This is a genomic window from Sphingomonas yabuuchiae (assembly GCF_014199595.1).
GTDB lineage: Bacteria > Pseudomonadota > Alphaproteobacteria > Sphingomonadales > Sphingomonadaceae > Sphingomonas > Sphingomonas yabuuchiae.
Genome location: NZ_JACHNX010000005.1, coordinates 120472 through 145083, shown reverse-complemented (window position 1 = coordinate 145083; position 24612 = coordinate 120472). Strand labels below are relative to the sequence as shown.

27 protein-coding genes and 1 pseudogene are annotated in these 24612 nt (G+C 66.7%); 10 read left to right on the top strand and 18 right to left on the bottom strand.

From position 1 onward, the window contains the following. Positions 1-4: 4 nt before the first annotated feature. From GGQ89_RS08540 to GGQ89_RS20015, 4 genes are read right to left on the bottom strand one after another with little or no spacing between them, the layout of a single operon-like run. On the bottom strand, positions 5-1723 hold the full coding sequence (locus GGQ89_RS08540; protein ID WP_076716987.1) for a peptidoglycan D,D-transpeptidase FtsI family protein: 1719 nt from the start codon (positions 1721-1723) through the stop codon (positions 5-7). Continuing rightward, complete coding sequence (locus GGQ89_RS08535) at positions 1720-2388, bottom strand: hypothetical protein (RefSeq protein WP_184105447.1); 669 nt, start codon at positions 2386-2388, stop codon at positions 1720-1722. The genes GGQ89_RS08540 and GGQ89_RS08535 overlap by 4 nt, the downstream gene beginning before the upstream one ends. After that, a complete protein-coding gene (gene rsmH / locus GGQ89_RS08530; protein ID WP_184105446.1) occupies positions 2385-3359 on the bottom strand; it encodes a 16S rRNA (cytosine(1402)-N(4))-methyltransferase RsmH in 975 nt (324 codons plus the stop codon). The genes GGQ89_RS08535 and rsmH overlap by 4 nt, the downstream gene beginning before the upstream one ends. Further along, positions 3356-3658, bottom strand: coding sequence for an MraZ C-terminal domain-containing protein (locus tag GGQ89_RS20015; RefSeq protein WP_240456623.1), 303 nt, complete (start codon positions 3656-3658; stop codon positions 3356-3358). The genes rsmH and GGQ89_RS20015 overlap by 4 nt, the downstream gene beginning before the upstream one ends. Positions 3659-3703: 45 nt before the next feature. On the opposite strand from GGQ89_RS20015, the gene GGQ89_RS20010 reads away from it, so the two are divergent. Then, positions 3704-3940, top strand: a complete 237-nt coding sequence (locus GGQ89_RS20010) for a hypothetical protein (RefSeq protein ID WP_240456624.1) — start codon at positions 3704-3706, stop codon at positions 3938-3940. Positions 3941-4280: 340 nt separating this feature from the next. Here the strand turns inward: GGQ89_RS20010 and GGQ89_RS08520 are convergent, their stop codons facing one another. Continuing rightward, positions 4281-4559, bottom strand: a complete 279-nt coding sequence (locus GGQ89_RS08520; protein WP_240456625.1) for a hypothetical protein — start codon at positions 4557-4559, stop codon at positions 4281-4283. Positions 4560-4636: 77 nt separating this feature from the next. Beyond that, positions 4637-5602 (bottom strand): cysteine synthase A, encoded by a 966-nt coding sequence (locus GGQ89_RS08515; protein WP_184105445.1) that lies wholly within the window; start codon positions 5600-5602, stop codon positions 4637-4639. A gap of 174 nt (positions 5603-5776) precedes the next feature. On the opposite strand from GGQ89_RS08515, the gene GGQ89_RS08510 reads away from it, so the two are divergent. The 3 genes from GGQ89_RS08510 to aat all read left to right on the top strand — a co-directional run bounded on the left by GGQ89_RS08510 (position 5777) and on the right by aat (position 7756). Next, complete coding sequence (locus GGQ89_RS08510) at positions 5777-6163, top strand: hypothetical protein (protein WP_058744938.1); 387 nt, start codon at positions 5777-5779, stop codon at positions 6161-6163. Between the two features lie 124 nt (positions 6164-6287). Beyond that, positions 6288-7001 (top strand): AAA family ATPase, encoded by a 714-nt coding sequence (locus GGQ89_RS08505; RefSeq protein ID WP_184105444.1) that lies wholly within the window; start codon positions 6288-6290, stop codon positions 6999-7001. Next, positions 6998-7756 carry a leucyl/phenylalanyl-tRNA--protein transferase gene (aat, locus tag GGQ89_RS08500; protein ID WP_184105443.1) on the top strand — a complete coding sequence of 253 codons (759 nt, stop codon included), beginning with the start codon at positions 6998-7000 and terminating at the stop codon, positions 7754-7756. Before GGQ89_RS08505 ends, aat begins: the two co-directional genes overlap by 4 nt. A 35-nt stretch (positions 7757-7791) precedes the next feature. Here the strand turns inward: aat and GGQ89_RS08495 are convergent. The 5 genes and pseudogenes from GGQ89_RS08495 to GGQ89_RS08475 form a co-directional block, all read right to left on the bottom strand. After that, a pseudogene (locus GGQ89_RS08495) lies at positions 7792-8025 on the bottom strand (DUF2155 domain-containing protein); the annotation flags it as partial. A 203-nt stretch (positions 8026-8228) separates the two neighbouring features. Next, on the bottom strand, positions 8229-8621 hold the full coding sequence (locus GGQ89_RS08490) for an NADH:ubiquinone oxidoreductase subunit NDUFA12 (RefSeq protein WP_056434245.1): 393 nt from the start codon (positions 8619-8621) through the stop codon (positions 8229-8231). 514 nt (positions 8622-9135) lie between these two features. Further along, positions 9136-9627 carry a DUF192 domain-containing protein gene (locus GGQ89_RS08485; RefSeq protein WP_240456626.1) on the bottom strand — a complete coding sequence of 164 codons (492 nt, stop codon included), beginning with the start codon at positions 9625-9627 and terminating at the stop codon, positions 9136-9138. Further along, the gene (locus GGQ89_RS08480; RefSeq protein ID WP_056434604.1) at positions 9624-10193 is read right to left on the bottom strand and encodes a cold-shock protein; all 570 of its coding nucleotides are present in this window, start codon (positions 10191-10193) and stop codon (positions 9624-9626) included. Before GGQ89_RS08480 ends, GGQ89_RS08485 begins: the two co-directional genes overlap by 4 nt. Positions 10194-10326: 133 nt before the next feature. After that, complete coding sequence (locus tag GGQ89_RS08475; RefSeq protein ID WP_184105442.1) at positions 10327-10908, bottom strand: regulatory protein RecX; 582 nt, start codon at positions 10906-10908, stop codon at positions 10327-10329. Between the two features lie 79 nt (positions 10909-10987). Here GGQ89_RS08475 and GGQ89_RS08470 point away from each other — a divergent pair, with 79 nt between their 5' ends. Further along, the gene (locus GGQ89_RS08470; RefSeq protein ID WP_056434252.1) at positions 10988-12742 is read left to right on the top strand and encodes a fatty acyl-AMP ligase; all 1755 of its coding nucleotides are present in this window, start codon (positions 10988-10990) and stop codon (positions 12740-12742) included. A 305-nt stretch (positions 12743-13047) separates the two neighbouring features. Here the strand turns inward: GGQ89_RS08470 and GGQ89_RS08465 are convergent, their stop codons facing one another. After that, positions 13048-13386, bottom strand: a complete 339-nt coding sequence (locus tag GGQ89_RS08465; RefSeq protein WP_076717003.1) for a DUF3140 domain-containing protein — start codon at positions 13384-13386, stop codon at positions 13048-13050. Between the two features lie 47 nt (positions 13387-13433). After that, positions 13434-14816 (bottom strand): hypothetical protein, encoded by a 1383-nt coding sequence (locus GGQ89_RS08460; RefSeq protein ID WP_184105441.1) that lies wholly within the window; start codon positions 14814-14816, stop codon positions 13434-13436. Positions 14817-14950: 134 nt separating this feature from the next. On the opposite strand from GGQ89_RS08460, the gene GGQ89_RS08455 reads away from it, so the two are divergent. Next, complete coding sequence (locus tag GGQ89_RS08455) at positions 14951-15499, top strand: isochorismatase family protein (protein ID WP_184105440.1); 549 nt, start codon at positions 14951-14953, stop codon at positions 15497-15499. A gap of 165 nt (positions 15500-15664) precedes the next feature. Here GGQ89_RS08455 and lpdA read toward each other — a convergent pair whose 3' ends face one another. From lpdA to GGQ89_RS08435, 4 genes are all read right to left on the bottom strand, one after another. Then, positions 15665-17089, bottom strand: coding sequence for a dihydrolipoyl dehydrogenase (lpdA, locus tag GGQ89_RS08450; RefSeq protein WP_184105439.1), 1425 nt, complete (start codon positions 17087-17089; stop codon positions 15665-15667). A gap of 61 nt (positions 17090-17150) precedes the next feature. Continuing rightward, positions 17151-17546 carry an acyl-CoA thioesterase gene (locus tag GGQ89_RS08445; RefSeq protein WP_056434259.1) on the bottom strand — a complete coding sequence of 132 codons (396 nt, stop codon included), beginning with the start codon at positions 17544-17546 and terminating at the stop codon, positions 17151-17153. Further along, on the bottom strand, positions 17543-17755 hold the full coding sequence (locus GGQ89_RS08440) for a hypothetical protein (RefSeq protein ID WP_056434261.1): 213 nt from the start codon (positions 17753-17755) through the stop codon (positions 17543-17545). Before GGQ89_RS08440 ends, GGQ89_RS08445 begins: the two co-directional genes overlap by 4 nt. Positions 17756-17773: 18 nt before the next feature. After that, on the bottom strand, positions 17774-19114 hold the full coding sequence (locus GGQ89_RS08435; RefSeq protein WP_184105438.1) for a pyruvate dehydrogenase complex dihydrolipoamide acetyltransferase: 1341 nt from the start codon (positions 19112-19114) through the stop codon (positions 17774-17776). Positions 19115-19243: 129 nt separating this feature from the next. Here GGQ89_RS08435 and GGQ89_RS08430 point away from each other — a divergent pair, with 129 nt between their 5' ends. Further along, entirely contained in the window at positions 19244-19699 is a 456-nt protein-coding gene (locus GGQ89_RS08430) for a universal stress protein (protein ID WP_058743832.1), read from the top strand. Positions 19700-19827: 128 nt separating this feature from the next. Here the strand turns inward: GGQ89_RS08430 and trxB are convergent, their stop codons facing one another. Continuing rightward, positions 19828-20796, bottom strand: coding sequence for a thioredoxin-disulfide reductase (gene trxB, locus GGQ89_RS08425; protein ID WP_056434266.1), 969 nt, complete (start codon positions 20794-20796; stop codon positions 19828-19830). A gap of 119 nt (positions 20797-20915) precedes the next feature. Here trxB and GGQ89_RS08420 point away from each other — a divergent pair, with 119 nt between their 5' ends. The 3 genes from GGQ89_RS08420 (at position 20916) to fdhD (ending at position 24611) form a co-directional block, all read left to right on the top strand. Further along, entirely contained in the window at positions 20916-23204 is a 2289-nt protein-coding gene (locus tag GGQ89_RS08420) for an FdhF/YdeP family oxidoreductase (RefSeq protein ID WP_184105437.1), read from the top strand. Positions 23205-23214: 10 nt separating this feature from the next. Then, positions 23215-23721: a molybdenum cofactor guanylyltransferase gene (mobA, locus tag GGQ89_RS08415; protein ID WP_076717016.1), complete on the top strand. Its 507-nt coding sequence runs from the start codon at positions 23215-23217 to the stop codon at positions 23719-23721. A gap of 83 nt (positions 23722-23804) precedes the next feature. Continuing rightward, a complete protein-coding gene (fdhD, locus tag GGQ89_RS08410) occupies positions 23805-24611 on the top strand; it encodes a formate dehydrogenase accessory sulfurtransferase FdhD (protein ID WP_184105436.1) in 807 nt (268 codons plus the stop codon). Position 24612: the final 1 nt, after the last annotated feature.

Below are 24612 nucleotides of genomic sequence, written 5' to 3'. Positions count from 1 at the left end.
CCCCTCATCGTCCATCCACCGGCGGCGATTTCGGGTCCTGCCACAGGGTCGGCAGGATGTCCGACTCGTCGATGTCCTTGGTGGCATCGGGCACCACGCCCAGCATCGCGCCGACCCGCGTGATCGTCCGTCCGACCACGGGCGCGGCGTTCCAGGCTGCGGTCTTCCACCCTCCGGTCTCCTTCGTCCCCTTTGGCGAGTCGAGCATCGCCAGCACCACATAGCGCGGCGCATCCATCGGGAAGGCCGCCGCGAAGGTAGCGACGTTGCGCGACCGATCATAGCCGCCCGCGACCGCCGCCTCGGCGGTGCCGGTCTTGCCGCCGACGCGGTAGCCGGGTGCATCGCCCTTGCGGCCCGTGCCGCGCATCACGATCAGGCGCAGCATCTGCCGCATCTTGTAGCTGGTCGTCTCGCTGATGACCCGCCGACCCGCCGCGGCATGGCCCGGCGCGACCTTCATCAGCGTCGCGGGGCGCCAGATGCCGCCATTGACCAGCGCCGCATAGGCCGAGGCCAGATGCAGCGGCGTCACCGCGATGCCGTGACCATAAGCGGTCGTCATCGTCGTCGTGCGCGCCCAATAGGTGGGCAGCAACGGGCGTCCTTTTTCGCGAAGCTCGATATCGGGCTTGGTATCGAAGCCCAGCTTCTTGAACATGGTCTGCATCCGCTGCGGCCCGATCTCGTCGGCGATGCGCGCAGTGGCGATATTCGACGAATAGATCAGCGTCTCGGCCATGTTCAGCCAGCGCTTCGGATCGCCCTGTTCGTCATGGATGGTATAGCCGCCGACCCTCAGCGGATGGGTCGCATCGAAGCGCCGCTGCATCGAGGTGACGACGCCATTCTCCATCGCGGTCGCCATGGTGATCGGCTTGAAGGTCGAACCCAGCTCGAACACGCTCTGCGTCGTGATGTTGCGCAGCTCCTCGGTGCCCGCCATGCCGACCCGGTTGGGGTTGAAGGTGGGCAGCGAGACCATCGCGATCACTTCGCCGGTATGCACGTCCAGGATGATGCCGCCGCCGCCCCGCGCGGAGAAGGTGTTCATCGCCCGACCGAGTTCGCTTTCCAGCGCGGCCTGGGCGCGGGTGTCGATCGACAGGGCGACGGGCTTGCCCGTCTGCGCCGGGTTAAGCAGCCGCTCGTCGAGCACGCGCTCCATGCCGCTCATCCCGTGCCCGTCGGTCGACAGGAAACCCAGTGCATGGGCGGCGAGCGAGGATTGCGGATACAGACGCTGCGTCTCGCGGTCGAAGACCAAGCCGGGTTCGCCGATGGCGTTGACCTGCTCGACCAGCGTGGGGCTGGCGCGGCGTTGCAGATAGACGAAATTCGCCTTGCGGGTCAGCTGGCCATAGAACCAGGCCTGATCGCCGCGATCGGGCATCAGCGCGGCGAGCCGCGCGGCGATCTCCATCGGATCGCCGATCAGCTTCTTCGGATGGACCGCGATCGTCCAGCTGTCGATCGTGCGGGCCAGCGGCGCGCCGTTGCGGTCGACGATATCGCCCCGCGCCGCCAGCGTCGCGGTCCGTGCCGCCGCATCGGCGGGTCCGGCGAACACCGCCAGCAACATCAGCCGCCCGATCACGACGACCACCGCCGCACCGAACAGCATCATCAGCATCATCAGACGCATATGCGTCGTCGCGACCAGCGCGTGGCGCTGGCCGGCGGTACGCTGCGTTCCGGCGGGACGCGCGACCAGAACGCTCAACGCCGCCGCCGCGCTTCGGTCTTGGCGCCCTTCAGAATGTCACCCAGCGTCGTGTCGGACAGCAATTGGCGATCGAGCATCACCACGGCTTCCGGCCGGACCTTCGCGACGGCGGCGGCGGTGCGGACGGTCGCGATCGGGGCGGGCTTGGCCTTTTTCGTCGTCACGACATGCTCCGACACGGCCTGGACGATCTGGGGCTTGGGCAGATCAACCTTGGCGAGGCGGACGACGGGGGCGGGCGCGTTGGGCTTGGCCGGGGCGGCAGGCGCGGCGGCGGCGGCCACGGCTTCCGGTTGGACGACGACAGGCGCGGGTTGCGAGGGGACGAGCAGCGCGGCGGTCTGGATCGCGCCCTCGGCCGGACCACGGGTCACGTCGAGCGAGGCCAGCTGCGCCTCGTCACCGACGAACTGGCCCGCGACCGGCGCGGTCAGCGCCAGCGTATCGCCATTCCACTTTTCCAGCTGGACCAGGTTGGCCCGGGTGTCGAACTCGGTCTCCAGCGCGCGGATGTCACGCTGCGCAGCGGCGATGCGGCCGTTGACGTCGTCGAGCTTCTTGCGCTCCGCCGCCACCTGCAAGGAGACGAGGTAGAATCCCAGGACGACTGCGACGCAGCTCCCGAACCACCCTATCCCCTTCAACCGATACGCCGCCGTCATACGCCAAACTCCTGACTCAACTCGCCCCCCGGCGCCCTGCCCTTATCCGCCGACCAGGCCGGGGATTCCGTACGCGTCGCAAAACGCAGCGTCGCCGAGCGCGCGCGCGGATTGCGAGCCAGTTCCGCCTCGCCCGCGCGCACCGCCTTGCCGACCTGGGCAAAGCTGGGTGCCCGCGCCGCCGCCTGTTCGGGCAGGTGACGCGATCCGCCCGGCATCTGCCCGGCGCGCTCGCGGAAGAAACGCTTGACCATGCGGTCTTCCAGACTGTGGAAGGTGACCACCACCAAGCGACCGCCCGGCTTCAACGCGCGTTCGGCCGCCGCCAGCCCCTCGGCCAGCTCGTCCAGCTCGCGGTTCACATGGATGCGGATCGCCTGGAAGGTCCGCGTCGCCGGGTCCTTCTTGTCATGCGGGCGATAGCCCAGCGCCCGGCGGACCACGGAAGCGAGCTCACCGGTGCGGGTCAGCGGACGCGCGGCGACGATCGCCTGGGCGACGCGGCGCGAACGCGGCTCCTCGCCATAATGATAGAGGACATCGGCGATGGCCGCTTCGTCGGCGGTGTTCAGGAAATCGGCCGCCGACTCGCCCGCCTGCGCCATGCGCATGTCGAGCGGGCCATCGCCCTGGAAGGAAAATCCGCGCTCCGCCTGGTCGAGTTGCATCGAGGATACCCCGATATCCAGCACCACGCCATCAACGCGGGCCGACAGTTCTTGATCCAGATTGGAAAATTCCCGGTGGATCAGGGTCAGCCCCGGCTCGGCGGCGACCAGCGCCTGGCCATTGGCGATGGCATCGGGATCCCGGTCGAAGGCGACGACCCTCGCCCCCCGGCCCAGCATCGCGCGGGTATAGCCCCCCGCGCCGAACGTGCCGTCGACATGCGTCTCGCCGGGGGCGATGGCGAGCGCGTCGAGGACCTCGTCGAGCAGGACGGGGATGTGCGGGGCGTCGGCCGTGCTCACAACGCGATCCCCTTTTCGTGGCAGTGGAAACGCGCGGCCGAGATCATCTTGGGCGGCAGGCCCGGCGTCTCGACCAGGGTCTTGGGATCCCAGATTTCGATATAGTCGAACGTGCCCCAGAAAAAGGCATGGCCGGTGATCCCGGCATGAAAGCGCGGGAAGCCCGGCATGATGAAACGGCCCGACCCGTCAAAGGGCACGGCCTCGCCATTCGCCAGGTCGCGCTTGATGTTATAGTCGATGCGGCCGTCGGGCCCGCGCGACATCTCTGTCCGCGCGTCCAGTTCCCTCTTCAGCACGGCAACATAACCCGGGTCATACGCGATCAGGCAGCGCTCTGTTTCATGGACAGCGATGATGATGGTCCCGCCATCTTTTCCGTCGGGGCGCGGCGCATTCTGAGCCAGGGTGGACCGGAGGGCATTGGGGATGGCGACGCGGCCCTTGTCATCGACAAGGCCAATGCCACTACCCTGATACAAACCCCTTTCGGACACGCCAACCTCGCACATGGCGCGCACGGCCTCGCTGCTTCGAAACGCGACCATCGCCGCATTCCGACCATTTCTGGATCACAGTGAGCCTGCCCCTCTGTTGCTTTTCGGTTTACCTATAGCGGAACCGGGAGGCAACGGGATTTTTGGGGAGAAACGGGGAAATCGGGTCTGAAACCGGGGTTATGCGACCAACGGCTGGTCGTTTGGCGGGAAGGCCCCCAACGCTGCGTTCCCCAAAAAGGCCGGATTTCTGCCGATCGGGCACGTTTTCCCCGGATTTCCCCGAACCCGGTGACGCACGAAACCGATCACGGTCGACTTAACTTTTATTAAGTAAAAAGCCCGATACGGCCGTGAACGCTTCACGGCGCCGGTAATAGTCAGTCGGACAAATCACGCCCGTCAGGCTGGGCGCAACCGGCGATCAGCGTGCCGGGTCGGCCGAAGCCTGGGTGTTCGCGGGCGCGGGCGCAACGCCCAGTTCGGCCAGTGGCTCGCTGGACGACGGGGTGGCGGTGTTTGCCATCGCCATGTCGGCGCCCATGTTCGACTGCGCTGCACCGGCGACGGCCGCAGGCGGCTCGTCACGATTCAGCGAGCCCAGGATCGTGCTGGCGATCGCGATCAGCAGGATGACGGCGGCCAGGCCGATCATGCCGACTTTCACGCGCTGCATGATATGATGATGGTCGGGTGACTTCATGGAACTCGGTGACACTATCTCGCGCGCCGCCTCATGTCGACCTCTGGCGCACGCCGTCGGGCGCAAAGGGGCGGCGACTATAGCCCCTTCTCGGCCCGCCACGCCGGATTGTGCAGCGTGGAGAGGTAGCGAAACCCGGTATCGCACAAAATGGTTGCGATCCGCTTATCGGGGCCCAAGGCCCTGGCCAGCGCCACCGCGCCGGCGACATTGATGCCCGACGACAGGCCCAGGCACAGCCCCTCCTCGCTCAACAGCCGCTGTACCCAATACCAGCCCTCCGCATCGGAAAGACGAAACTGGGTATCGATCGGCGCGCCTTCAAGATTGGCGGTGATCCGCCCCTGCCCGATCCCCTCGGCGACCGACGAGCCTTCCGACTTCAGCTCGCCATGCGCGTAATAGTCGTACAAGGCCGCGCCGTGCGGATCGCTGAGCGCGATCGTCACCGATTCGTCATGCGCCTTCAACCCCAGGCCGACACCGGCCAGCGTGCCCCCGGTTCCCGCCGCACAGGTGAAGCCGTCGATCCGGCCGCCCATCTGGTTCCAGATTTCCTCGGCGGTGCCCACGATATGCGCGCGGCGATTGGCGATATTGTCGAACTGGTTGGCCCAGACGGCATTGTCCGTCTCCTCGGCGATACGGCGCGAGGTGTGGACGAAATGACAGGGGCTGGAATAGGGCGCAGCGGGCACGAGGACGAGTTCGGCCCCCAGCGCGCGCAGCGTGTCCATCTTCTCGCGGCTCTGCGTCTCGGGCATCACGATGATCGTGCGATAGCCCTTCGCATTGGCGACCAGCGCCAGACCGATCCCGGTATTGCCCGCCGTCCCCTCGACAATGGTGCCGCCGGGGCGCAGCAGGCCCCGCGCCTCGGCATCGTCGACGATGAACAGCGCCGCGCGGTCCTTCACGCTGGCGCCCGGATTGGCGAATTCGCACTTGCCGTAGATGTCGCAGCCCGTGGCCTCGCTCGGCCCCTTCAGGCGGACGAGCGGGGTGTTGCCGATCAGGGCCAGCGTGTCGGAGATCACTTCCATGCCGCCTAGATGGCCCCTGCCCCGCCATCGGGCAAGCCAAGCCTTGCTTGCCCCCCGCCAAGCATAAGGTGGGAGCGCTCACGGTCGATCGGTAAAATGTTGGTCGTTGAGGCAGGTTGACGCACAGGTCATGCTTGACGCCGGGTTGCTGCATTTGCGAAGCACCGCCCCGCTATGAAGAGCCTCCTCCCCCTCATCGTCGCCGCACCGCTGCTCGCTTTGGCCGCGTGCAATTCCAAGCCCAGCCAGCCCGAGGTCGTGGACACCAATCCCGACCCGATGGCCAACGTGCTCGCCAACCGCGCCCCGGTCGAGCTGCCGCCCGCGATCAAGGCGGACAAGACCTTCCGCTGCAAGGACAACAGCCTCGTCTACGTCACCTTCTTCCAGGGCGACAAGCAGGCCAATGTCCGTCTGAAGGAAGGCGAAACCCCCGTCGTGCTGAAGGCGCCTGCCGCCGGTGAGCCGCTGACTGCCGAAGGCGGCTGGAAGATGACCGGCGACGAAAAGGCCGTCACCCTGACCACGCCGAAGAAGGCCGCGCAGGTCTGCCACATCTGATTCGCGTTCAATCCGTCCCTGGCGTCGCTTGATCGACGATAAGGACTTGATCGAAAACCGGCCGGCGGGGATATCTCCGTCGGCCTTTTCTTTGGGCCGTGTCGGGAGGTCGGAGAGAAAAGCCGTGGCCGCGATCGCGATCTACAGCCTGAAGGGGGGCGTCGGAAAGACCAGCATGGCGGTCAATCTGGCCTGGTGCGCCGCCAACCTGTGCGCGCGTCGCACCTTGTTATGGGATCTCGACCCGCAGGCCGCCTCGACCTGGCTGCTAGGCGGCCCCGCGCGCGGCGACCGGGCACAGGCCGTATTCTCCCGCGACATCTCCGCCGAGCGACTGGTCCGCCAGACCGACATTCCCCGCCTGTCGCTGATCGGCGCCGATGATTCGCTGCGCGGCCTGGACCATCTGTTCCACACGATCGAGAAGAAGAAGCGGCTCGGCAAGCTGATCGACGGGCTGGACGATTATGACAGCGTGATCCTGGACTGCCCGCCCGGCCTGACCGAGACGACCGAGCAGGTGCTGCGCGCCGTCGACCTGATCGTCGTGCCGGTCGTGCCCTCCGCGCTCTCTACCCGCGCGCTGGAGGTGGTGGACGGCCATGTCCGGGGCCGCGTGCCCCTGCTACCCGTGCATGTCATGGTCGACCGCCGCCGCCGCCTTCATTCTGAGGCACTGGCCGCGCACCCCGACTGGCCGATCATCCCGATGGCCAGCCTGGTCGAGGCGATGGGCGAGCATCGCGCGCCCCTGGGGGCCTTTGCTCCGCGCAGCAGCGCCGCCCAAGCCTATGCCGATCTGTGGCGCAGCGTCGAGCGGCGACTGGCGGGGGGATGAGCCGCCGCGACGATCCCGGCCCGCCCGAACGGCTGACGCCGCATCTGGTGCTGGGGGCCTATGCGGTCGGGGTGTTCCCGATGGCGGACACGCGCGACACCGATCATGTCTATTGGGTCGAGCCGCGCAAGCGTGCCGTCCTGCCGCTCGACGGTTTTCACCTGTCGCGCTCGCTGCGCAAGACGGTGGCGAAGGACCGGTTCCGCGTGACCGCCGACACCGCCTTCGAATCGATCATCCGCCTCTGTGCCGAAAGCGTCCCGGACCGACCCGAGACCTGGATCAACTATGCGATCGAGCGGGTGTTCATCGACCTGTTCGACATGGGCTTTGCCCATTCGATCGAATGCTGGGACGGCGACGAGCTGGTCGGCGGGCTTTACGGGCTGGCGCTGGGCCGGGCTTTTTTCGGCGAGTCGATGGTCAGCCGCCGGACCGATGCGTCCAAGGTGGCGATGGTCTGGCTGGTCGCGCGGTTGCGGGCGGGGGGATACAGCCTGCTCGACTGCCAGTTCCAGACCAGCCATTTGTCGACCATGGGCGCGATCGAGATCGGGCGCGAGGATTATGTCGCGCTGCTGTCCGACGCATTGGCGGGGGTCGTGGCACCGGGCGCTTCCGCCGCCGGGGTATCGGCATCGGGCGACTTCGCGGCGCTCGACCGCTTGGGGGTGGTGCCGGGCAGCGAGGCCGGAACCGTCTCCGGCCCCGTTTCGGGCCAGGACATTGTGCAGCTCTTGGCCCAGACATCATAGACCGGGTGGAGCACGACGTTGAGCGCCGGCCGCTCCTCGTAGAGCCAGCCTGAAAACACCCGCTGCCACCGCTGATTGGCGCCACGCACGTCCAGCTGCACGAATGCACCGGTCAGCTGCTCCGCTTCCCACGATGCCGTCTTCTCGCAGGCGCGCAGGCGCACCACGACGTCGCCGACGCGCACCGCCTGGCCGGGCTTCAGCGTCAGGTCTCGCGAAACGCCGTTACGCTTGTTGAGCAGGCCGATCACCGCAACGCGCTCGGCCATCGGGGTGCCGCCGCTCGGCAGCGTCGCCTGCGCGCCGTCGACCGATTCGATCCCGGACGCGGCGCCGGGGCTGTCGGGCAGGATCTGGCTGACCGACGATTCGGCCGTGTCGCCGCCGCGATCGGTCAGCGCCTGATAGCCGAACCAGCCGCCGACCCCCAGCAAGGCGACCAGCGCACCGCTGGCCAGCCAGCGCGACGTCTTCACCCCTCGGGGGTCCAGGCTTCGTAGTCGCCGGTCGCGGCCTGACGCTGACCGCCCTTTTCGAGCGCGCCCGAGGGGCGATAGGCCATGGCGGTGCCGGTCATGTTCGGGATTGCGGGCTTCTGCCACGCGCGACGCGGCGGCAGCGAGCGGTCGGGCACATCGTCGACCTGATGATGCAGCCAGCTGAACCATTCCGCCGGAACCCGGCTGGCATCGTTCGAGCCGTTATAGATCACCCAGCGGCGTGCGCGGCCGGCGGTGTCGGTGCCGCCCTCATAATAGACGTTGCCATGCGCGTCCTCGCCAACCTGCGCCTTGCCGCGCAGACCAAACCAGGTGCCGATGGTGGCGCCGTTCCACCAGGTGAAGGGATTGAGGTTGATGCCCATGACGCGCCGTGTAGCCCGGCTGTCGCCGCCCTTCAACCGCGTTCGTGTCTGGTGGAGGTGAGGGCTTGGTTCATTCCTGTGCTTGAAGCCCCCGTCTTTCGGCCGAAAGACGGGGGCCGGGGCACGCATGGCGGCAGGTGACAAGCTCGGTGAGGCACCTTACCCTCCCCCAGCCCAGTTTCAGGTAAACGATGCCCCGCATCGTTTAGGTCATGCCGGGGGCATGACCGACCTGAAACTCGCCTGCGGGAGGGAGAAGCGCTTGGCACTACGACGTCCCATTAAGCCCCTCCTCTCCGGCAGGGGGGAGGGGTTTGGGGTGGGGGCATGGCCGCAAGCGACAGTCTCGGTGAGACACCTGCCTTCCCCCGCCCCAGTTTCAGGTAAACGATGCCCCGCATCGTTTACCTGAAACTCGCCTGCGGGAGGGGAGAAGTGCGGGGCAAGGCACCGTTGCATAAGCCCCCACCTGCAAGAAGGCAGCGGCTTGGTTTAAACGGTCTACCTCAGGCGATCACTTCGGCCAGGAAACCGAATCGCCCTCCGATATCCCCAATTCCGCCGAGCGCCCGCCGACCAGCTCCAATACGGCGGCAATCGGCTCGCCCGAGGGGATCTGCGCCTCGCTGAACGGCACGGTATTTTCCGCGATCCGCGCGATGGTGCCGTCGGCGCGGATGAACAGGATGTCGAGCGGCGTCGGCGTGTTCTTCATCCAGAAGCTCGCCTCGCGCGGCGGCCCACCCTCGGGCGGATAGGGGGCGAACAACATGCCGCCATCGGGCTTCAGATCGGTGCGGTACATCAGCCCCTGCGCCTGCTCGGCAGAGGTGCGCGCAGCCTCGACCTGGAATCGGTGCTGACCCTGCGCCGTTCTGATGGTGACGGGCACGGTCGCGATCTGGCGCCCCGACTGTTCCGCCGCTTCGGAAGACGATTTATCCGCCGAACATCCCGCCAACCCGGCACCGGCCAAGGCCAGCGCCATCACGTTCATCCGTATCATCCGGCTCCTCTCGGCGTCACGACGACCGCCAGGGGGCCTTTCGGCCCCTCGACCACGCGCGCCGCCAGCGGCTGACCGGGTTCGACATCCAGGATCCCGCCGCGACGCAGCGTCTCCATATGGACAAATATGTCCGCCCCGTCACGATCCCGCAGCAGGAAACCATAGCCTTTCAGCCGGTTGAACCATTTGACCGCGACCTGCTCCGGATCGCCCGCCTCGTCGACCAGCGCCACCGGATCGATCCGGTCGGGCGAGCGGGGCCGCTTGGGAGCCTCCGGCACCGCATGGGTCAGGTCGATGGTCAGCACTTCGCGCGCCTGATAGCCCCGCCCGCCGCGCGCGCCCAGCAGCTCGACGCGCGCGCCCTCGGGCAGGCTGCGCCGCCCATGCGCCTGCAGCACGGAGAAGTGCACCAGCACATCCCCATAGATCGGATCGTCCGCCACGACGAAGCCGAAACCCCGCGTCACGTCGAACCATTTTACGACCCCCGCCAGCCTTACGGCCGTTTCCGCCGTTTCGCTGTCGATGCCGCCCCCTTGAATTGGCGTTTCTTCCAGCATCATCGCACCCTTGTGCCCCGAGGCTAGCATCATTGTTCGCACTCGCAATGCAATGACGTTCGCTTTTTTGCTGGTCCGGAGTGGGACGACGGCGCAAAAAGTTGGGGCTAGCGGCGTATATTCTTGCGCGGGATCAGAAATCCTCGTCGTCGATGATCTCGCCGGGCGCGGCAGAAACGATACGCCGCGACAGATTTGTCCCGTGTCCGGCGCGCATCATCGCCGCAAACTGCTTCTCCCGCACCGCGCGGTCCGCCTCGCCATCGCCGAAAGGCCCGATTCGCCGCCGCCGGGCAAAGGCCAGGGCGGCCTCTCGCGCGGCCTCCGCCACTTGCGGTGCGATCGCCTCGTGATCTTCCGCCCCGACGCGTGCGGCGTGCAACGCCTGCGCCACGCGGCGTGCGCCCATGCCCCGCCGGGCGAGCGAGGCGGCCTTGGCCTCCGCATAGGCGCGATCGTCGATATAGCCGAGTTCGACTATCCGCCCCGCCAGCCCGCGCGGGTCCGGTGGCGCCTCCCCCACCCACCCCCTTTCGCGCAGCTTGCGAGTCAGGTAATCGACCAGCTTGCCTTCGGTCGTGGCAAATCGCTCGACATACCGTAGCGCGAGAGTTTCCAGCGTTTTGGGATCAAGGGGTTTGGGGGGGCGACGATCGGCGGACACGCCTTGTTTGTGCCACACTGACACCGGATTTAGAACGCGGGAAGCCGCCATTTGATGGTGGAAAAGAATCACTCGTACCCGCGCGATCACTTTGCGGGGACGCAAAAGCATAAGGAACGAAGGCAAGGCCATGACGATCGAGCACCATCAGGACGACGCGCGCGCCATCATCGCGACGCCGACCGAGGATGCGCTGCCGCGCCGCTTCGCCGACTTCGACACGCTGGGCGAAGCGCTGGACTATGCTGCCTCGGGTACGCGCGGCCTGAACTTCCACGACGCGCGCGGCACCCTGTCGCGGCCCTACCCCTTCGCCGAACTGCGCGAGGATGCGCTGACCTGCGCCCGCCGCCTGATCGCCAGCGGCGTGAAGCCCGAGGATCGCATCGCGCTGGTCGCCGAGACGGGGCCGGAATTCGCCGCTTTGTTCTTCGGCGTGGTCTATGCGGGCGCCTGGCCGGTGCCGCTGCCGCTGCCGACCTCGTTCGGCGGCCGTGACAGCTATATCGAGCAGTTGCGCGTCCAGCTCGCCAGCTGCGACCCCAAGATGCTGATCTTCCCGCCCGAGCTGGCCCAGATGGCGGGTGCCGCAGCCGAGGCCGCGGGCTGCGAAGGGATCGACTGGGACAGCTTCGCCACGCGCGCGGCCCCCGAGACCGAACTGCCCAAGGCCGATCCGGAAGCGATCGCCTATCTCCAATATTCCAGCGGCTCGACCCGTTTCCCGCATGGCGTGGCGATCACCCATCATGCGCTCCTGAACAATCTGGCGGCGCACAGCCATGGCATGAAGATCCAGGAAAGCGATCGCTGCATTTCCTGGCTACCCTGGTATCACGACATGGGTCTGGTCGGCTGCTTCCTGTCGCCCATCGCCAACCAGGTCTCGACCGATTATCTGAAGACCGAGGATTTCGCGCGCCGTCCGCTCGCGTGGCTGGACATGATCAGCCGCAATCCGGGTACGTCGGTCAGCTATTCGCCGACCTTCGGCTATGACATTTGCGCGCGCCGCATCTCGTCGCAGACCAAGGCGTCGGACCGGTTCGACCTGTCGCGCTGGCGGATCGCGGGCAATGGCGCCGACATGATCCGTCCCGACGTCATGCAGTCCTTCGTCGACGCCTTTGCCGATGCGGGCTTCCCCGCCACCGCCTTCCTGCCGTCCTATGGCCTGGCGGAAGCGACGCTGGCCGTGTCGATCATGCCGCCGGGCGAAGGCATCCGCGTCGAACTGGTCGAGGAAACCCAGCTGTCGGGCGGCGCGCAAGGCACCGACCGGCCGCAGCGTTTCCGCGCCATCGTCAATTGCGGCAAGCCCGCACGCGACATGGTGATCGAGATTCGCGAAGAGGACGGCACCCCCCTGCCCGACGGCGCGATCGGCAAGGTCTGGTGCAAGGGCCCGTCGGTCATGGTCGGCTATTTCCGCGACCAGGCCGCGACCGACGCCTGCCTGGTCGATGGCTGGCTCGACACCGGCGACATGGGTTACATGTCGAAGGGCTATATCTACATCGTCGGCCGCGCCAAGGACATGATCATCGTCAACGGCCGCAACCACTGGCCGCAGGACATCGAATGGGCGGTCGAGCAGCTGCCGGGCTTCAAGGCCGGCGACATCGCCGCCTTCGCCATCACCACGCCGGGCGGCGAGGAAACCCCCGCCGTGCTGGTCCAGTGCCGCAGCTCGGACGATGAGGAGCGCCTGCGCCTGCGCGACGAAATCCGCGAGCGCGTGCGCGCGGTGACGGGCATGAACTGCGTGATCGAACTGATCCCGCCGCGCACCCTGCCCCGCACCAGCTCGGGCAAGCTGAGCCGCGCCAAGGCCCGCAACCTGTATCTGGCGGGCGAGATCAAGCCGTACGACGTCGCGGCCTGATTTTCCTGGGATTTGAGGAAGGGGCTCGGTCGAAAGACCGGGCCCCTTTTCCATGCCCTATTCCCCACCTCCGTTCAGCCTGAGCGAAGTCGAAGGCCACGTACCGCCCACGCCTCACCCCCCACCCCGGCGGAGGCCGGGGTCCAGTATCTACCAAGCCCGTGTCACCCTCGCTGGTCCATGCCAACTGGACCCCGGCCTTCGCCAGGGTGGTAAGTCTGCTGGGGCAGTCGGGTGATCTTGGCCTTCGACTTCGCTCAGGCTGAACGGCGGTCGGGGCACAGAACGCGGGAAGAGTGGGCCCCTCAATCCTTCAGCGGATCATGCCCCCAGTTCATCAGCGAATAGCGCCACGGCGAATGCTCGACATCCTTGTCCGGCCCGCCCTGCTTCAGATGCCGGTGCACATAGCCGACCACCTTCTTCATGTGTGCATAGTCCTCGTCGGTCAGATCCGCCTTCTTCTTGCGCTTGATCTCGACGATCCGGCGGCCCGACTCATGGCCGACGCTTTCGCCCGAGCCGCCCTTCTTCTGGCCGACGTCCTGCGATTCATCGGAGTCCAGAAACTTCTCCAACTCGCCCGGGGCCATGTTCACGGCCTCCTTGAAATCGGCGTAAACCTGTTCGTGATCGTCGGCCATGCGCGGCTCCTTTCGGGGCGGTCAACGCCGCGCACGGGCTTTGGGGTTCAGATCAGCATCGCGTCATAGCTCTGCGGCGGCAGCGGCAGGATCAGGCGCGCAATCCCGCCGACGATCAGGACCACCGCCAGCACCGCCCCCGTCGCCCACACGATCCGCCGGTCGCCCCGCCACGGCTTGGCCAAGATCATCCCCAGCGCGCACGCCACGATCGGCCAGAGATGATAGCGGAAGTCCGAAGCCACGCTGATGACCAGGAAGCTGGCCTCCAGCCCCAACGCCGAGCCGAACAGCGCCCCCGCAAAGCCGTGGCCGCGCGTCACCGCCAGTCCCCCGGCGGCAAGCACCAGCCAGACGATCGGCCACATGATCGGCACATCGACCCAGAGCCCCGCCATCTTCTGCCACGCCAGCGCGGTTCGGCCCGGCTGCCCGAGATGATAGTCGTTCGGCTCGCTCCCCTGCGGCGGGGCGGCATTGATCCAGCGCGCGGGCACCCAGAAGCGCCAGGTCGAATTGACATGCGCCAGCCGTTGCGCGGCATAGGCGAGCGGATGATGCAGGATCGCAGGCGCGAGCTTGGCGTAGATCTGTCCCGGCGGGGTCGTCTCGAACCGCTGAAGCCGGGTGCCGCAGCGGGCAGGCTCGCCCAGCGGGTCCCAGAAGAAGGGCTTCACACAGTGTTTGGCGCGGATGTCCGCTACTTCGGCGGGGGACAGGCCCAGCCGGGGATCATAAGGCACGCGCACCGCGATCCCCGCCAGATCGTACAGCGCCTGGGTCCGCGCTACGCCGCTGTCCGCCGCGCCGAGCAGCCGGTGGTTGACGAAAGGCGCCGCCGCCAGGGTCGCGAGCGTCAGCGCCACGATGATCGCGATCCGGCGCGGCCAGCGCTCCGTGACCAGCAACGCGACGAGCGGCGCGATCGCGAAGATCGCATTGGCGCGGACCAGCGCGGCATAGGCCAGCAACAGCCCCGCTACGGCCCAGGCTCCGCGCGGCACCGCCCGCCCCCGCAGCCGCCACCATCCGATGATCCCGACCGCGCCCAGCGTGGCGCCGGTCATCTGTGCATCCTTCAGGATCGCGACCTGCCAGCCGAGCCAGGGCGGCACCAGCCCGACCGCCAGCACAAGAAGCGCGCCGCGCGGTCGCTGGTCGACGATTGCCGCCGCCAGCGCACCCAGCCCCAGCCACCATCCTGCCAGTTGCAGCACCAGCATTGGCGCAGCGCCCCGGGCCACAAACAACGACCAGAGCCGCGCCATGATCGGCGGGTGCCAGTCGTCATAGTCCCCGGTCAGCGCCTGGGCACATTGGCCGACACTGTCATATTGAACGAAGCCCGGCGCGAAGACGATGACGCTCAGCCCGAACAGGATCAGGGCCGCGACGACGATGCGCAGGCGGTGGCTATGGGTTCGGGTCATGACGGATGCGACCGATGCGGCCAAAGCCGGATGTTTCGCAAGCGGAATGCGCCGTATCGCCGCAGTGTCGCGGGGATAGGCGCATCACCTTCGCACGCGTAACTGGAACTCGGGCATCAATCGGGGGCACGCGGATGGATAGCAAGACGGCACTGGTCATCATCGACATGCAGATGGAGATGCAGCACCGGATCGAGGCGGGGCGGCCCCATATCCATCCTGATGCGCCTGCGACGATAGCAACGCTCGCAGACGCTTTTCGGCGCAACCAGCGCCCGGTGATCCACATCCGCCATGCAGCCGCCGATCCCGCTTCACCTTTGCATCCCGATGCCCCCGGCTATCCGCCCATGGCCTGTGCAGTGGAACGGCCCGGCGAGGCGGTGTTCGTGAAGCGCAGCTCGTCGGCCTTTGCGACGACAGGACTGGAGGCCCATCTACGCAGGCAGGGGATCACTCATATCCATGTCGTGGGAGCCGTGGCGGGGTTCTGCGTCAATTCGACGGTGCGCGCGGCGGCGGACCTGGGGTTTGGCGTGACGGTGGTGCGCGACGCGGTGGTCGGGTTCGACCTGCCCTCCGCCGGGTTGGAGGCGGGGGTGATCTTCGACGTCACCATGGGCTTGCTGGCGGCGGATTTCGCCGAGGTGGTGGGGAGTGAGGCGGTATTGGCTCGGTTGTGAGGGTTTCTCTTGGCCTTGGCCTTCGACTTCGCTCAGGCTGAACGGAGTTTGGAGCCAGCCTATTCCCTCACCCCGTTCGGCCTGAGCGAAGTCGAAGGCCTGCTACCCCCAACGCAAAAGGGGCCCGCCGCAGCGAGCCCCTTTCCATGATCGAATCCGCAAAAATCAGATGTGGATCGCGCGACCATAGGCGGCGAGCACCGACTCGTGCATCGATTCCGAGATGGTCGGGTGCGCGAACACCGTTTCCATCAGCTCGGCCTCGGTCGTTTCCAGCTGGCGGGCGACGACATAGCCCTGGATCATCTCGGTCACTTCCGCGCCGACCATGTGCGCACCCAGCAGCTCGCCGGTCTTGGCGTCGAACACGGTCTTCACGAAACCCTCGGCCTCGCCCAGCGCGATCGCCTTGCCGTTGCCGATGAAGGGGAACTTGCCGACCTTCACCTGATAACCGGCTTCCTTGGCCTTCGCCTCGGTGAAGCCGACCGACGCGACCTGCGGACGCGAATAGGTGCAGCCCGGGATGTTGCCCTTGTCCATCGCGTGCGGGTGGACATCCTTGTTGCCCAGCGCCTGGGCAATGGCCTCGGCGGCGATCACGCCCTCATGGCTCGCCTTGTGCGCCAGCCACGGTGCGCCGGTCACGTCGCCGATCGCCCAGATGCCGTCGACATTGGTGCGGCCATAGCCGTCGGTCTTGATATGACCGCGATCGGTGGCGATGCCCAGCTTTTCCAGACCGATATTCTCGGTGTTCGGGACGATGCCGATGGCGACGATCGCGTGGCTGAACTCGGCCGTCTCGACCTTGCCGTCCGGACCCTTCATCGCGGCCTTCACGCCCGATGCGGTGGCCTCCAGCTTTTCCAGGCCGGTCTTGGTCTTGATGGTCATGCCGAACTTGGTCAGCTGCTTGGTCATGAAGTCGCTGACTTCGGCGTCCTCGACCGGCATGATCCGGTCGAGCATCTCGACGATGGTCACTTCGGCGCCCATGTCGTTGTAGAAGCTGGCGAACTCGACGCCGATCGCGCCCGATCCGATGACCAGCAGCTTGGTCGGCATGGCGGGCGGCACCATCGCATGGCGATAAGTCCAGATGCGCTCTCCGTCCGCCTTGGCGAAGGGCAGGTCGCGGGCGCGCGCGCCGGTGGCGACGATGATGTGCTTGGCGGTCAGCTCGGTGGTCTTGTCGCCCTGGACGACCGATAGCTTGCCCCCATTTTTATCGGCGCCGGTGATCGTGCCGACGCCCTCGACGACCGTCACCTTGTTCTTCTTCATCAGGCCCTTGACGCCCGCGTTGAGCTGGCCCGCCACCTTGCGGCTGCGATCGACCACCTTATCGAGGCTGAACGAGGGCTTCTCGACCGACAGCCCGTACTGCGCGGCATGGGTCATGTAGTGATAGACCTCCGCCGAGCGCAACAGTGCCTTGGTCGGGATGCAGCCCCAGTTGAGGCAGATGCCGCCCAGCCGCTCGCGCTCGACGATCGCGACCTTCAGGCCAAGCTGGCTCGCGCGGATCGCCGCGACATAACCGCCGGGACCCGAGCCGAGGACGATAAGATCGTAAGTGTCAGCCACTTTGCTCTTCCTTCTGAACACGCACCATCAGGATGCGCGGGGGACTATCCCCGAGTAGATTTCAGTCTCGCGCCGGGGCCATCGGCGGAACGGTGCGCGGCTTGCGGTCCTGGTCGGTCGCGACGAACACGAAGCGCGCCTGGGTGACCTTGGTCGCGTCCTCCATATGGCGAGCGCGGCGCCAGGCCTCGACCTCGATGGTCATCGACGTGTTGCCGACGCGGACGAGGGTGGCATAGACCGAGACCTCGTCGCCGACGAGCACGGGGGCGTGGAACTTCATTCCCTCCGCCGCGATCGTGACCGCGCGGCCGCCGGAGTGGCGCGAGGCCACCGAACCCGCCGCCAAATCCATCTGGCCCATCAGCCAGCCGCCGAAGATGTCGCCATACGGATTGGCGTCCGACGGCATGGCGGTGACGCGGATGGTGGGGTGCTGATCGGGCAGCGTGCTCATTGTTCGCTATGCCTCCGGGCCATGCGGTCGGCGATGCGGGCGCGGTGGAGCGGGCCGATGCCCATCACCACCGTCGCAAGCGCCGCCCCCGCCCCGCACCACCAGATTTCGGTGCGCGCGAGCGGATAGGCCCAGGCGGCGGCCCAGGTCATGACGAGCGCCGCCACCAGCCCCAGGCCGATATAGAACAGCTCGATCCCGACCCGCATGGCCCCCGCCCTGTCCTATCAGGCCAGCATGGCGAGCGGGCGCTCGACCAGTTCCTTGAACACCTTCATCAGCTCGGCGCCGTCGGCCCCGTCGATGGCACGGTGGTCGAAGCTGCCGGTCGCCGACATGACGGTCGCCACGCCGAGCTGATCGTCGACGATGTACGGACGCTTCTCGCCCGCACCGATCGCCAGGATCATGCCCTGCGGCGGATTGATGACCGCCTCGAACTGCTTGATGCCGAACATGCCCATGTTCGAGATCGACGCCGTGCCGCCCTGGAATTCATGCGGCTGCAACTTGTTGTCGCGGGCGCGGGCCGCCAGGTCCTTCATCGTGGTCGAGATGGACGAGAGCGAGCGCGTATCGGCCTCCGACACGATCGGGGTGATCAGGCCCGCCGGGGTCGACACCGCCACCGAGATGTCGGCGCGCTTGAAGCTGATCAGCTGGTCCGGCGTGAACATGACGTTGCACTTCGGCACCGCCATCAGCGAGACACCCAACGCCTTGATCAGCATGTCGTTGACCGACAGCTTGACGCCGCGCGATTCGAGACCGGCGTTCAACTCGCCACGCAGCTTCAGCAGCGCGTCGAGACGGATATCCACCGTCAGATAGATGTGCGGAACCTGCTGCTTCGATTCGGTCAGGCGACGCGCGATCGTCTTGCGCATGTTCGACAGCTTCGACGCTTCGTGCGGGATGTCCGGCACCTGGGCGGGCTTGGGCGCTGCGGCCGGGGCGGCAGCAGTTTCCGCCGGGGCCGAGGTCGACGCGGCGGGAGCGGCGGCCTTGGCCTGGCCCGGCTGCGCATTCTCGACGTCGGCCTTCACGATGCGGCCGTTCGGGCCCGAGCCGGTCAGCGCCGACAGGTCGAGGCCCTTTTGCGAGGCGATGCGGCGCGCCAGCGGGCTGGCGATCGCGCGGCCGCCGTTGCCGGCCGGCTTGCCCGAATCGGCGGGCTTGCCGTGATCCTCCGCCTGCTCGAGCGTGCGCTCGGCGGGCTTGGCTTCGCTGCCGGTCTTGTTGGGATCGGTCGGGTCGGTCGGCATGGGGTTGGCCGGAGCCGGGGTTTCCGACTTGGAAGGCGCCTGGACCGACGAGGCATCCTCGCCCTCTTCGGCCAGGATCGCGATGACGGTGCCGACCTTCACATTGTCGGAGCCCTCGGAGACGAGGATTTTGGCGATGACGCCTTCGTCCACCGCCTCGAATTCCATGGTGGCCTTGTCGGTTTCAATCTCGGCCATGATATCGCCGGACTTCACCGTGTCCCCTTCCTTCACCAGCCATTTGGCCAGCGTGCCTTCCTCCATGGTCGGCGACAGCGCGGGCATCTTAATCTCGATCGACATGGAGGTCCTCTCGGGGAAAACGAATTCCGTAGCGGCCCGTCTCTTGCGCCCGAATTGCGCTCGGTCAAGTCATGGCCTTGCACGAAATACTAAGTAACGGCATCCGTGGTACACAATTTGGGGGCCGCCATGCGTATCTATCTGGTCGTGATCGACGACAGTCCGGAATCAAAAATCGCATTGCGCTTCGCCGCCCGGCGTGCGGTGAAGACCGGCGGGGGCATCGAAATCCTGACCGTGTTACCACCGCAGGAGTTCATCGCGTTCGGCGGCGTCCAGGCGACGATCGAGGACGAGGCGCGCCAGCAGGCCGAGGCGCTACTCGCCGGCGCGGCGGGAACGATCCTGGACGAATCGGGCCTGCGCCCCTCGATCACGGTGCGCGAAGGCGACGGTCCGAAGGTGATCCGCGAGATCATCGCGGCCAATCCGGACATCGCCGCGCTGGTGCTGGGCGCAGCGGCCAGCGGCGCGCCGGGCAAGCTGGTCAGCCACTTTTCCGGCACCGACGCGGGCGCGCTGCCCGTGCCGGTGATGATGATCCCGGGGTCGCTGACGCCCGAGGCGATCGACCGGTTGAGCTAAGAAAATTCCTCCCCTGCAAGGGGAGGGGGACCAGCGAAGCTGGTGGAGGGGTGTCCCCGCTGATGGTGACACCCCTCCGTCAGTCCTGCGGACTGCCACCTCCCCTTGCAGGGGAGGAATTTGGGACCTTACTCCGCCGCCTTGGCCATGTCCTCGAACTCGGCCGCCGCCAGGAAACGCTCGGCGTCCAGCGCGGCCATGCAGCCGGTGCCCGCCGCCGTCACTGCCTGACGATAGACCTTGTCCGCCACGTCGCCGCAGGCGAAGACGCCCGGCACGCTGGTCCGGGTCGATCCCGTCTCGACCGCAATATAGCCGTCCGAATCCAGCTCCAGATGCCCGCGGAACAGCTCGGTCGCCGGGTGATGGCCGATCGCGACGAAGCCGCCCTCGACGTCCAGACGGCTATGTTCGCCGGTCACCGTATCGACCAGATCGAGCGCGACCAGGCCCGCATTGCCGCCGCCGTCGACGAACTCGCGAACTTCCTTGTTCCACAGCACCTTGACGTTCGGGTGCGCGAACAGCCGCTCCTGCAGGATGCGTTCGGCGCGCAAGCTGTCGCGGCGGTGGATCAGCGTCACGTCGTCGGAATGATTGGTCAGGTACAGCGCCTCCTCGACCGCGGTATTGCCGCCGCCGATCACCGCGACCTTCTTGCCGCGATAGAAGAAGCCGTCGCAGGTCGCGCAGGCGGACACGCCCTTGCCCTTCATCGCGTCCTCGCTGTCTAGGCCCAGCCACTTGGCCTGCGCGCCCGTCGCGATGACCAGCACTTCGCCCTCATAGACATCGCCGCCATCGCCGATCAGGCGGAAGGGACGGTTGGTCAGGTCGACCTCCGTGATCGTGTCCCACATCATCCGCGCGCCGACATGTTCGGCCTGCTTCTGCATCTGCTCCATCAGCCAGGGGCCCTGGATGACGTCGGCGAAACCGGGATAATTCTCGACATCGGTGGTAGTGGTCAGCTGGCCGCCCGGCTGGATGCCCTGCACCACGATCGGCTGCATCCCCGCACGCGCGCCGTAAATGGCGGCGGAGAGCCCGGCGGGGCCCGAGCCGAGGATGAGCATACGCGTGGTGTGGGTGGTCATGTCCGAATCCTGTGAAACGATTTGCCTCCAGATAGGCGCTGCTCGTCCAAAAATGAACCGCTTCTCATGCGGCCAATCCGCGCCTGCTTCGTTGCGCATTACGAGTGGAGATTTGCCCGATGCGCGACGACGACGATGTGAAGATCACCGAATACACCGCCCCCGCCGGCGGTTGGGGCTCGATGAAGGGCATGGCAAAGATCCTCCCCAAGGAAGGCCTGGGCCCGGAGACGCTCGATACGCTGCGTCGCCAGAACAAGCCCGGCGGGGTGATGTGCGTCAGCTGTGCCTGGGGCAAACCGGCCAAGCCGCACATCGCGGAGTTCTGCGAGAACGGCGCCAAGGCGACCGCGTGGGAACTCAGCAGCTTGCGCGTCACGCCGGACTTCTTCTCCAAGCATAGTGTCAAGGAGCTGGAGGCCTGGCCCGACCATGACCTGGAGCAGGCGGGGCGCCTCACCCATCCGATGCGGTACGACCGCGCGTCGGACAAATATGTCGCGGTCAGCTGGGACGAGGCATTCGCCGCGATCGGCGCGAAGTTGAAGAGCTGCGATCCGACCAAGGTGGTGCTCTATGCCTCGGGCCGCGCGAGCCTCGAAACCTCGTTCATGTATTCGCTGTTCGCACGGATGTGGGGGCAGCAGAACCTGCCCGACAGCTCGAACATGTGCCACGAAACCACCTCGGTCGGCCTGAAGTCCGCCATCGGATCGCCCGTCGCGACGATCCAGATGGAGGATTACGACAAGTGCGACGCGATCTTCTCCTTCGGGCAGAATGTCGCGACCAACGCACCGCGTATGCTCCACAACCTGCAAGCCTGCGCCAAGCGGGGCGTGGAGATCGTGACCTTCAATCCGCTGCGCGAGCGCGGTTGGGAGCGTTTCGCCTCACCGCAGAATCCGGTGCAGATGCTGACCGGCAGCTCGACCGACATCTCGACCCAATATCATCAGGTGAAGGCGGGCGGCGACATCGCCGCGCTGACCGGGATCTGCAAGCTGGTGATCGAAGAGGATGACCGCGCCATCGCCAAGGGTGGCAAGCGCATCCTCGACCATCACTTCATCGAGCAGCACACCACGCGGTTCGAGGATTTCGCCAATTACTGCCGCAAGGCCGCATGGAGCGACATCGTCCGCGATTCGGGCCTGACCCGCGATGCGCTGGAACAGTCGGCGCGCGTCTATATGCGGGCCGAGCGGGTGATCGCGGTGTACGGCATGGGCATCACCCAGCATCGCTATGGCATCGACGCGCTGCACATGATCGTGAACCTGCTCCTGCTGCGCGGCAATATCGGGCGCGAGGGGGCCGGGCCGGGCCCGGTGCGTGGGCACAGCAACGTGCAGGGCCAGCGCACGGTCGGCATCACCGAGAAGACGGAACTCGCCCCCGTCGAGCGGCTGAAGGAGCTGTTCGAGTTCGAACCGCCGACCGAAAAGGGCTGGGACACGGTCGAGGCGTGCCGCCAGATCATCGCGGGGACCGCGCAAGGCTTCGTCCAGCTGGGCGGCAATTTCCTGCGCGCCACGCCCGAGCACGCCAAGATGAAGGCGGCGTGGGCGAAGCTCCCCATTACCGTCCATATCGCCACCAAGCTCAACAAGAGCCATCTGGTGCCCGGCGAAGAGAGCTATATCCTCCCCTGCCTCGGCCGGTTGGAGACGGACATGCAGAAGGGCGGTCGCCAGGCCGTATCGATGGAGGATTCGTTCAGCCATATCTATGGCTCGGTCGGCAAGGCGACGCCCGCCGCCGATACGCTGCTGTCCGAACCCGCCATCGTCGCCGGGATCGCCAAGGCGGTGCTGGAACCCAACCCGAACGTGCCGTGGGATAAGTGGGTCGGCGACTATGGCCTGGTTCGCGACGCGATCGAGAATGTCTATCCGGACAAGTTCGCCAACTTCAACGAACGCCTGTTCGAGCCGGGCGGCTTCTGGAAGGGCAATCCCGCCTCGCACCGCCAATGGGAGACGGAGAGCGGCAAGGCCGAGTTCAACGTGCCCCGCGCCATGGATGCCTCGGGCATCACCCCCGCGGAGGGCCGGATGCGACTGATCACGCTGCGCTCCAACGACCAGTTCAACACGACCATCTATGGCTATGACGATCGCTTCCGGGGGATCAGCGGCACGCGGATGGTGGCGATGATGAACAAGGCCGATATCGCGCGCCTCGGCCTGACCGACGGCCAGACCATTGCGCTGGAGGGCGATGCCGATGACGGCGAGGAGCGCGTGGTCGAAGGGCTGCGTGTGGTCGAGTACAATATCCCCGAAGGATGCATCGGCGGCTATTATCCCGAGCTCAACTATCTGATCCCGCTGGAGCATCATGCGCTGGAAAGCCATGTGCCCGCAGGCAAGTCGGTGCCGGTGAAGGTGCGCGCCCAGGCATGAGCATGACGTCATGAGTATATTGGGTGCGGTCCTGACCGGCGGGCGCTCGTCGCGCTTCGGATCGAACAAGGCGATCGCGATGCTGGGCGACCGGACGCTGGTGGCGCATGCCCGTGCGACCATCGCCCCGCATTGCGCGCGGGTGGTGCAGGTCGGCGGCGTGGACGGGGTGCCCGACATGCCCGCCCCCGGCCTGGGCCCGCTCGGCGGGATCGCGGGCGCGCTGGATTATGCCGCGAGCCATGGCTTTCGCTGCGTGCTGACCATCGGATGCGACATGCCGCGCCTGCCCGAGGGGCTGATCGAGGCGATCCTGCGACGCGAGCCGAGCTATTGCCAGGATGCGCCGGTGCTGGGACTGTGGCCCGCCGCGCTCGGCGCGCATCTGATGGCGCATCTCTCGCTCGGGCGGGATCGTTCGGTGCGCGGCTGGGTACGCGCGATCGGGGCGATCCCCATCGCCTCGCCCGAGCCGATCGCCAATGTGAACACCCCCGCCGACCTCGCCGCGCTGTGAGATGCACGTCATGACGGCGAAAACCATTCCTCCCATTGCAGGGGCGGAATGGTGTGGAGCGCGACAGAATCGAGTCTTGTTCGTTGAACGCTAACCATGATCCTGCTCGTCCGCTGACGCTGATCCGCCTGTCCCAGGACGGCGTGACGGCTTCGATCGAACGCGAGGTCGCCGTCGAATGCCCGGTCGCGATCGAGGTGGACGGCTTCGGCTATGCGGTGATGATGATGACGCCCGAGCGGCTGGAGGACTTCGCCACCGGCTTCCTCCTGACCGAAAGGCTGGTCGACGCACCCGGCGACATTCTCGGCATCGAGCCCTTCGCAGCCGAAAGCGGCTGGATCGTCCGGGTGACGCTGGCGGAGCATCTGCGCGGACGGATGCAGGACCGGGTTCGCCACCGAACCAGCGATACCAGTTGCGGGCTGTGCGGCCTGTCGGGGCTCGAACAGATCGCCCGCCCGGTCACCGGACGCCCCCCCGCCCCCGAGGTGAACGCGGAAACGCTGTTCGCCACACTCGGCGCCCTGCGCACGCACCAGCCGCTCAACGCGCGGACGGGGGCGGTCCATGCCGCCATCGCCTGTGACGCGGCGGGCAAAATTGTCGCAGCGGCGGAGGATGTGGGGCGGCACAATGCGCTCGACAAGCTGGTCGGGACATTGGCGCGCGATACGGTATGGCGCCCCGATTTCATCCTCGTGACCTCGCGGATCAGCTATGAGATGGTCGACAAGGCGCTAGTGGCCGGGGTCGGTCTGCTGGTCGGGATATCCGCGCCGACCAGCCTGGCGATCGACCATGCCCGCGAGCATGGCCTGACCCTGATCGCGCTGGCGCGGCCCGATGCGATGCTGGTCGCGCACGATCCGCACGGCCGCTTCGCCTGAC

What these genes read in the sequence shown, in the direction of transcription:
- GGQ89_RS08535 (WP_184105447.1), bottom strand. Translation starts at nt 2,388, where the DNA reads ATGACGGCGGCGTATCGGTTGAAGGGGATAGGGTGGTTCGGGAGCTGC.
- GGQ89_RS20010 (WP_240456624.1), top strand. Translation starts at nt 3,704, where the DNA reads ATGGACAGCGATGATGATGGTCCCGCCATCTTTTCCGTCGGGGCGCGG.
- GGQ89_RS08520 (WP_240456625.1), bottom strand. Translation starts at nt 4,559, where the DNA reads ATGAAGTCACCCGACCATCATCATATCATGCAGCGCGTGAAAGTCGGC.
- GGQ89_RS08515 (WP_184105445.1), bottom strand. Translation starts at nt 5,602, where the DNA reads ATGGAAGTGATCTCCGACACGCTGGCCCTGATCGGCAACACCCCGCTC.
- GGQ89_RS08510 (WP_058744938.1), top strand. Translation starts at nt 5,777, where the DNA reads ATGAAGAGCCTCCTCCCCCTCATCGTCGCCGCACCGCTGCTCGCTTTG.
- aat (WP_184105443.1), top strand. Translation starts at nt 6,998, where the DNA reads ATGAGCCGCCGCGACGATCCCGGCCCGCCCGAACGGCTGACGCCGCAT.
- GGQ89_RS08490 (WP_056434245.1), bottom strand. Translation starts at nt 8,621, where the DNA reads ATGGGCATCAACCTCAATCCCTTCACCTGGTGGAACGGCGCCACCATC.
- GGQ89_RS08485 (WP_240456626.1), bottom strand. Translation starts at nt 9,627, where the DNA reads ATGATACGGATGAACGTGATGGCGCTGGCCTTGGCCGGTGCCGGGTTG.
- GGQ89_RS08480 (WP_056434604.1), bottom strand. Translation starts at nt 10,193, where the DNA reads ATGCTGGAAGAAACGCCAATTCAAGGGGGCGGCATCGACAGCGAAACG.
- GGQ89_RS08475 (WP_184105442.1), bottom strand. Translation starts at nt 10,908, where the DNA reads ATGGCGGCTTCCCGCGTTCTAAATCCGGTGTCAGTGTGGCACAAACAA.
- GGQ89_RS08470 (WP_056434252.1), top strand. Translation starts at nt 10,988, where the DNA reads ATGACGATCGAGCACCATCAGGACGACGCGCGCGCCATCATCGCGACG.
- GGQ89_RS08465 (WP_076717003.1), bottom strand. Translation starts at nt 13,386, where the DNA reads ATGGCCGACGATCACGAACAGGTTTACGCCGATTTCAAGGAGGCCGTG.
- GGQ89_RS08460 (WP_184105441.1), bottom strand. Translation starts at nt 14,816, where the DNA reads ATGACCCGAACCCATAGCCACCGCCTGCGCATCGTCGTCGCGGCCCTG.
- GGQ89_RS08455 (WP_184105440.1), top strand. Translation starts at nt 14,951, where the DNA reads ATGGATAGCAAGACGGCACTGGTCATCATCGACATGCAGATGGAGATG.
- GGQ89_RS08445 (WP_056434259.1), bottom strand. Translation starts at nt 17,546, where the DNA reads ATGAGCACGCTGCCCGATCAGCACCCCACCATCCGCGTCACCGCCATG.
- GGQ89_RS08440 (WP_056434261.1), bottom strand. Translation starts at nt 17,755, where the DNA reads ATGCGGGTCGGGATCGAGCTGTTCTATATCGGCCTGGGGCTGGTGGCG.
- GGQ89_RS08435 (WP_184105438.1), bottom strand. Translation starts at nt 19,114, where the DNA reads ATGTCGATCGAGATTAAGATGCCCGCGCTGTCGCCGACCATGGAGGAA.
- GGQ89_RS08430 (WP_058743832.1), top strand. Translation starts at nt 19,244, where the DNA reads ATGCGTATCTATCTGGTCGTGATCGACGACAGTCCGGAATCAAAAATC.
- trxB (WP_056434266.1), bottom strand. Translation starts at nt 20,796, where the DNA reads ATGACCACCCACACCACGCGTATGCTCATCCTCGGCTCGGGCCCCGCC.
- GGQ89_RS08420 (WP_184105437.1), top strand. Translation starts at nt 20,916, where the DNA reads ATGCGCGACGACGACGATGTGAAGATCACCGAATACACCGCCCCCGCC.
- mobA (WP_076717016.1), top strand. Translation starts at nt 23,215, where the DNA reads ATGAGTATATTGGGTGCGGTCCTGACCGGCGGGCGCTCGTCGCGCTTC.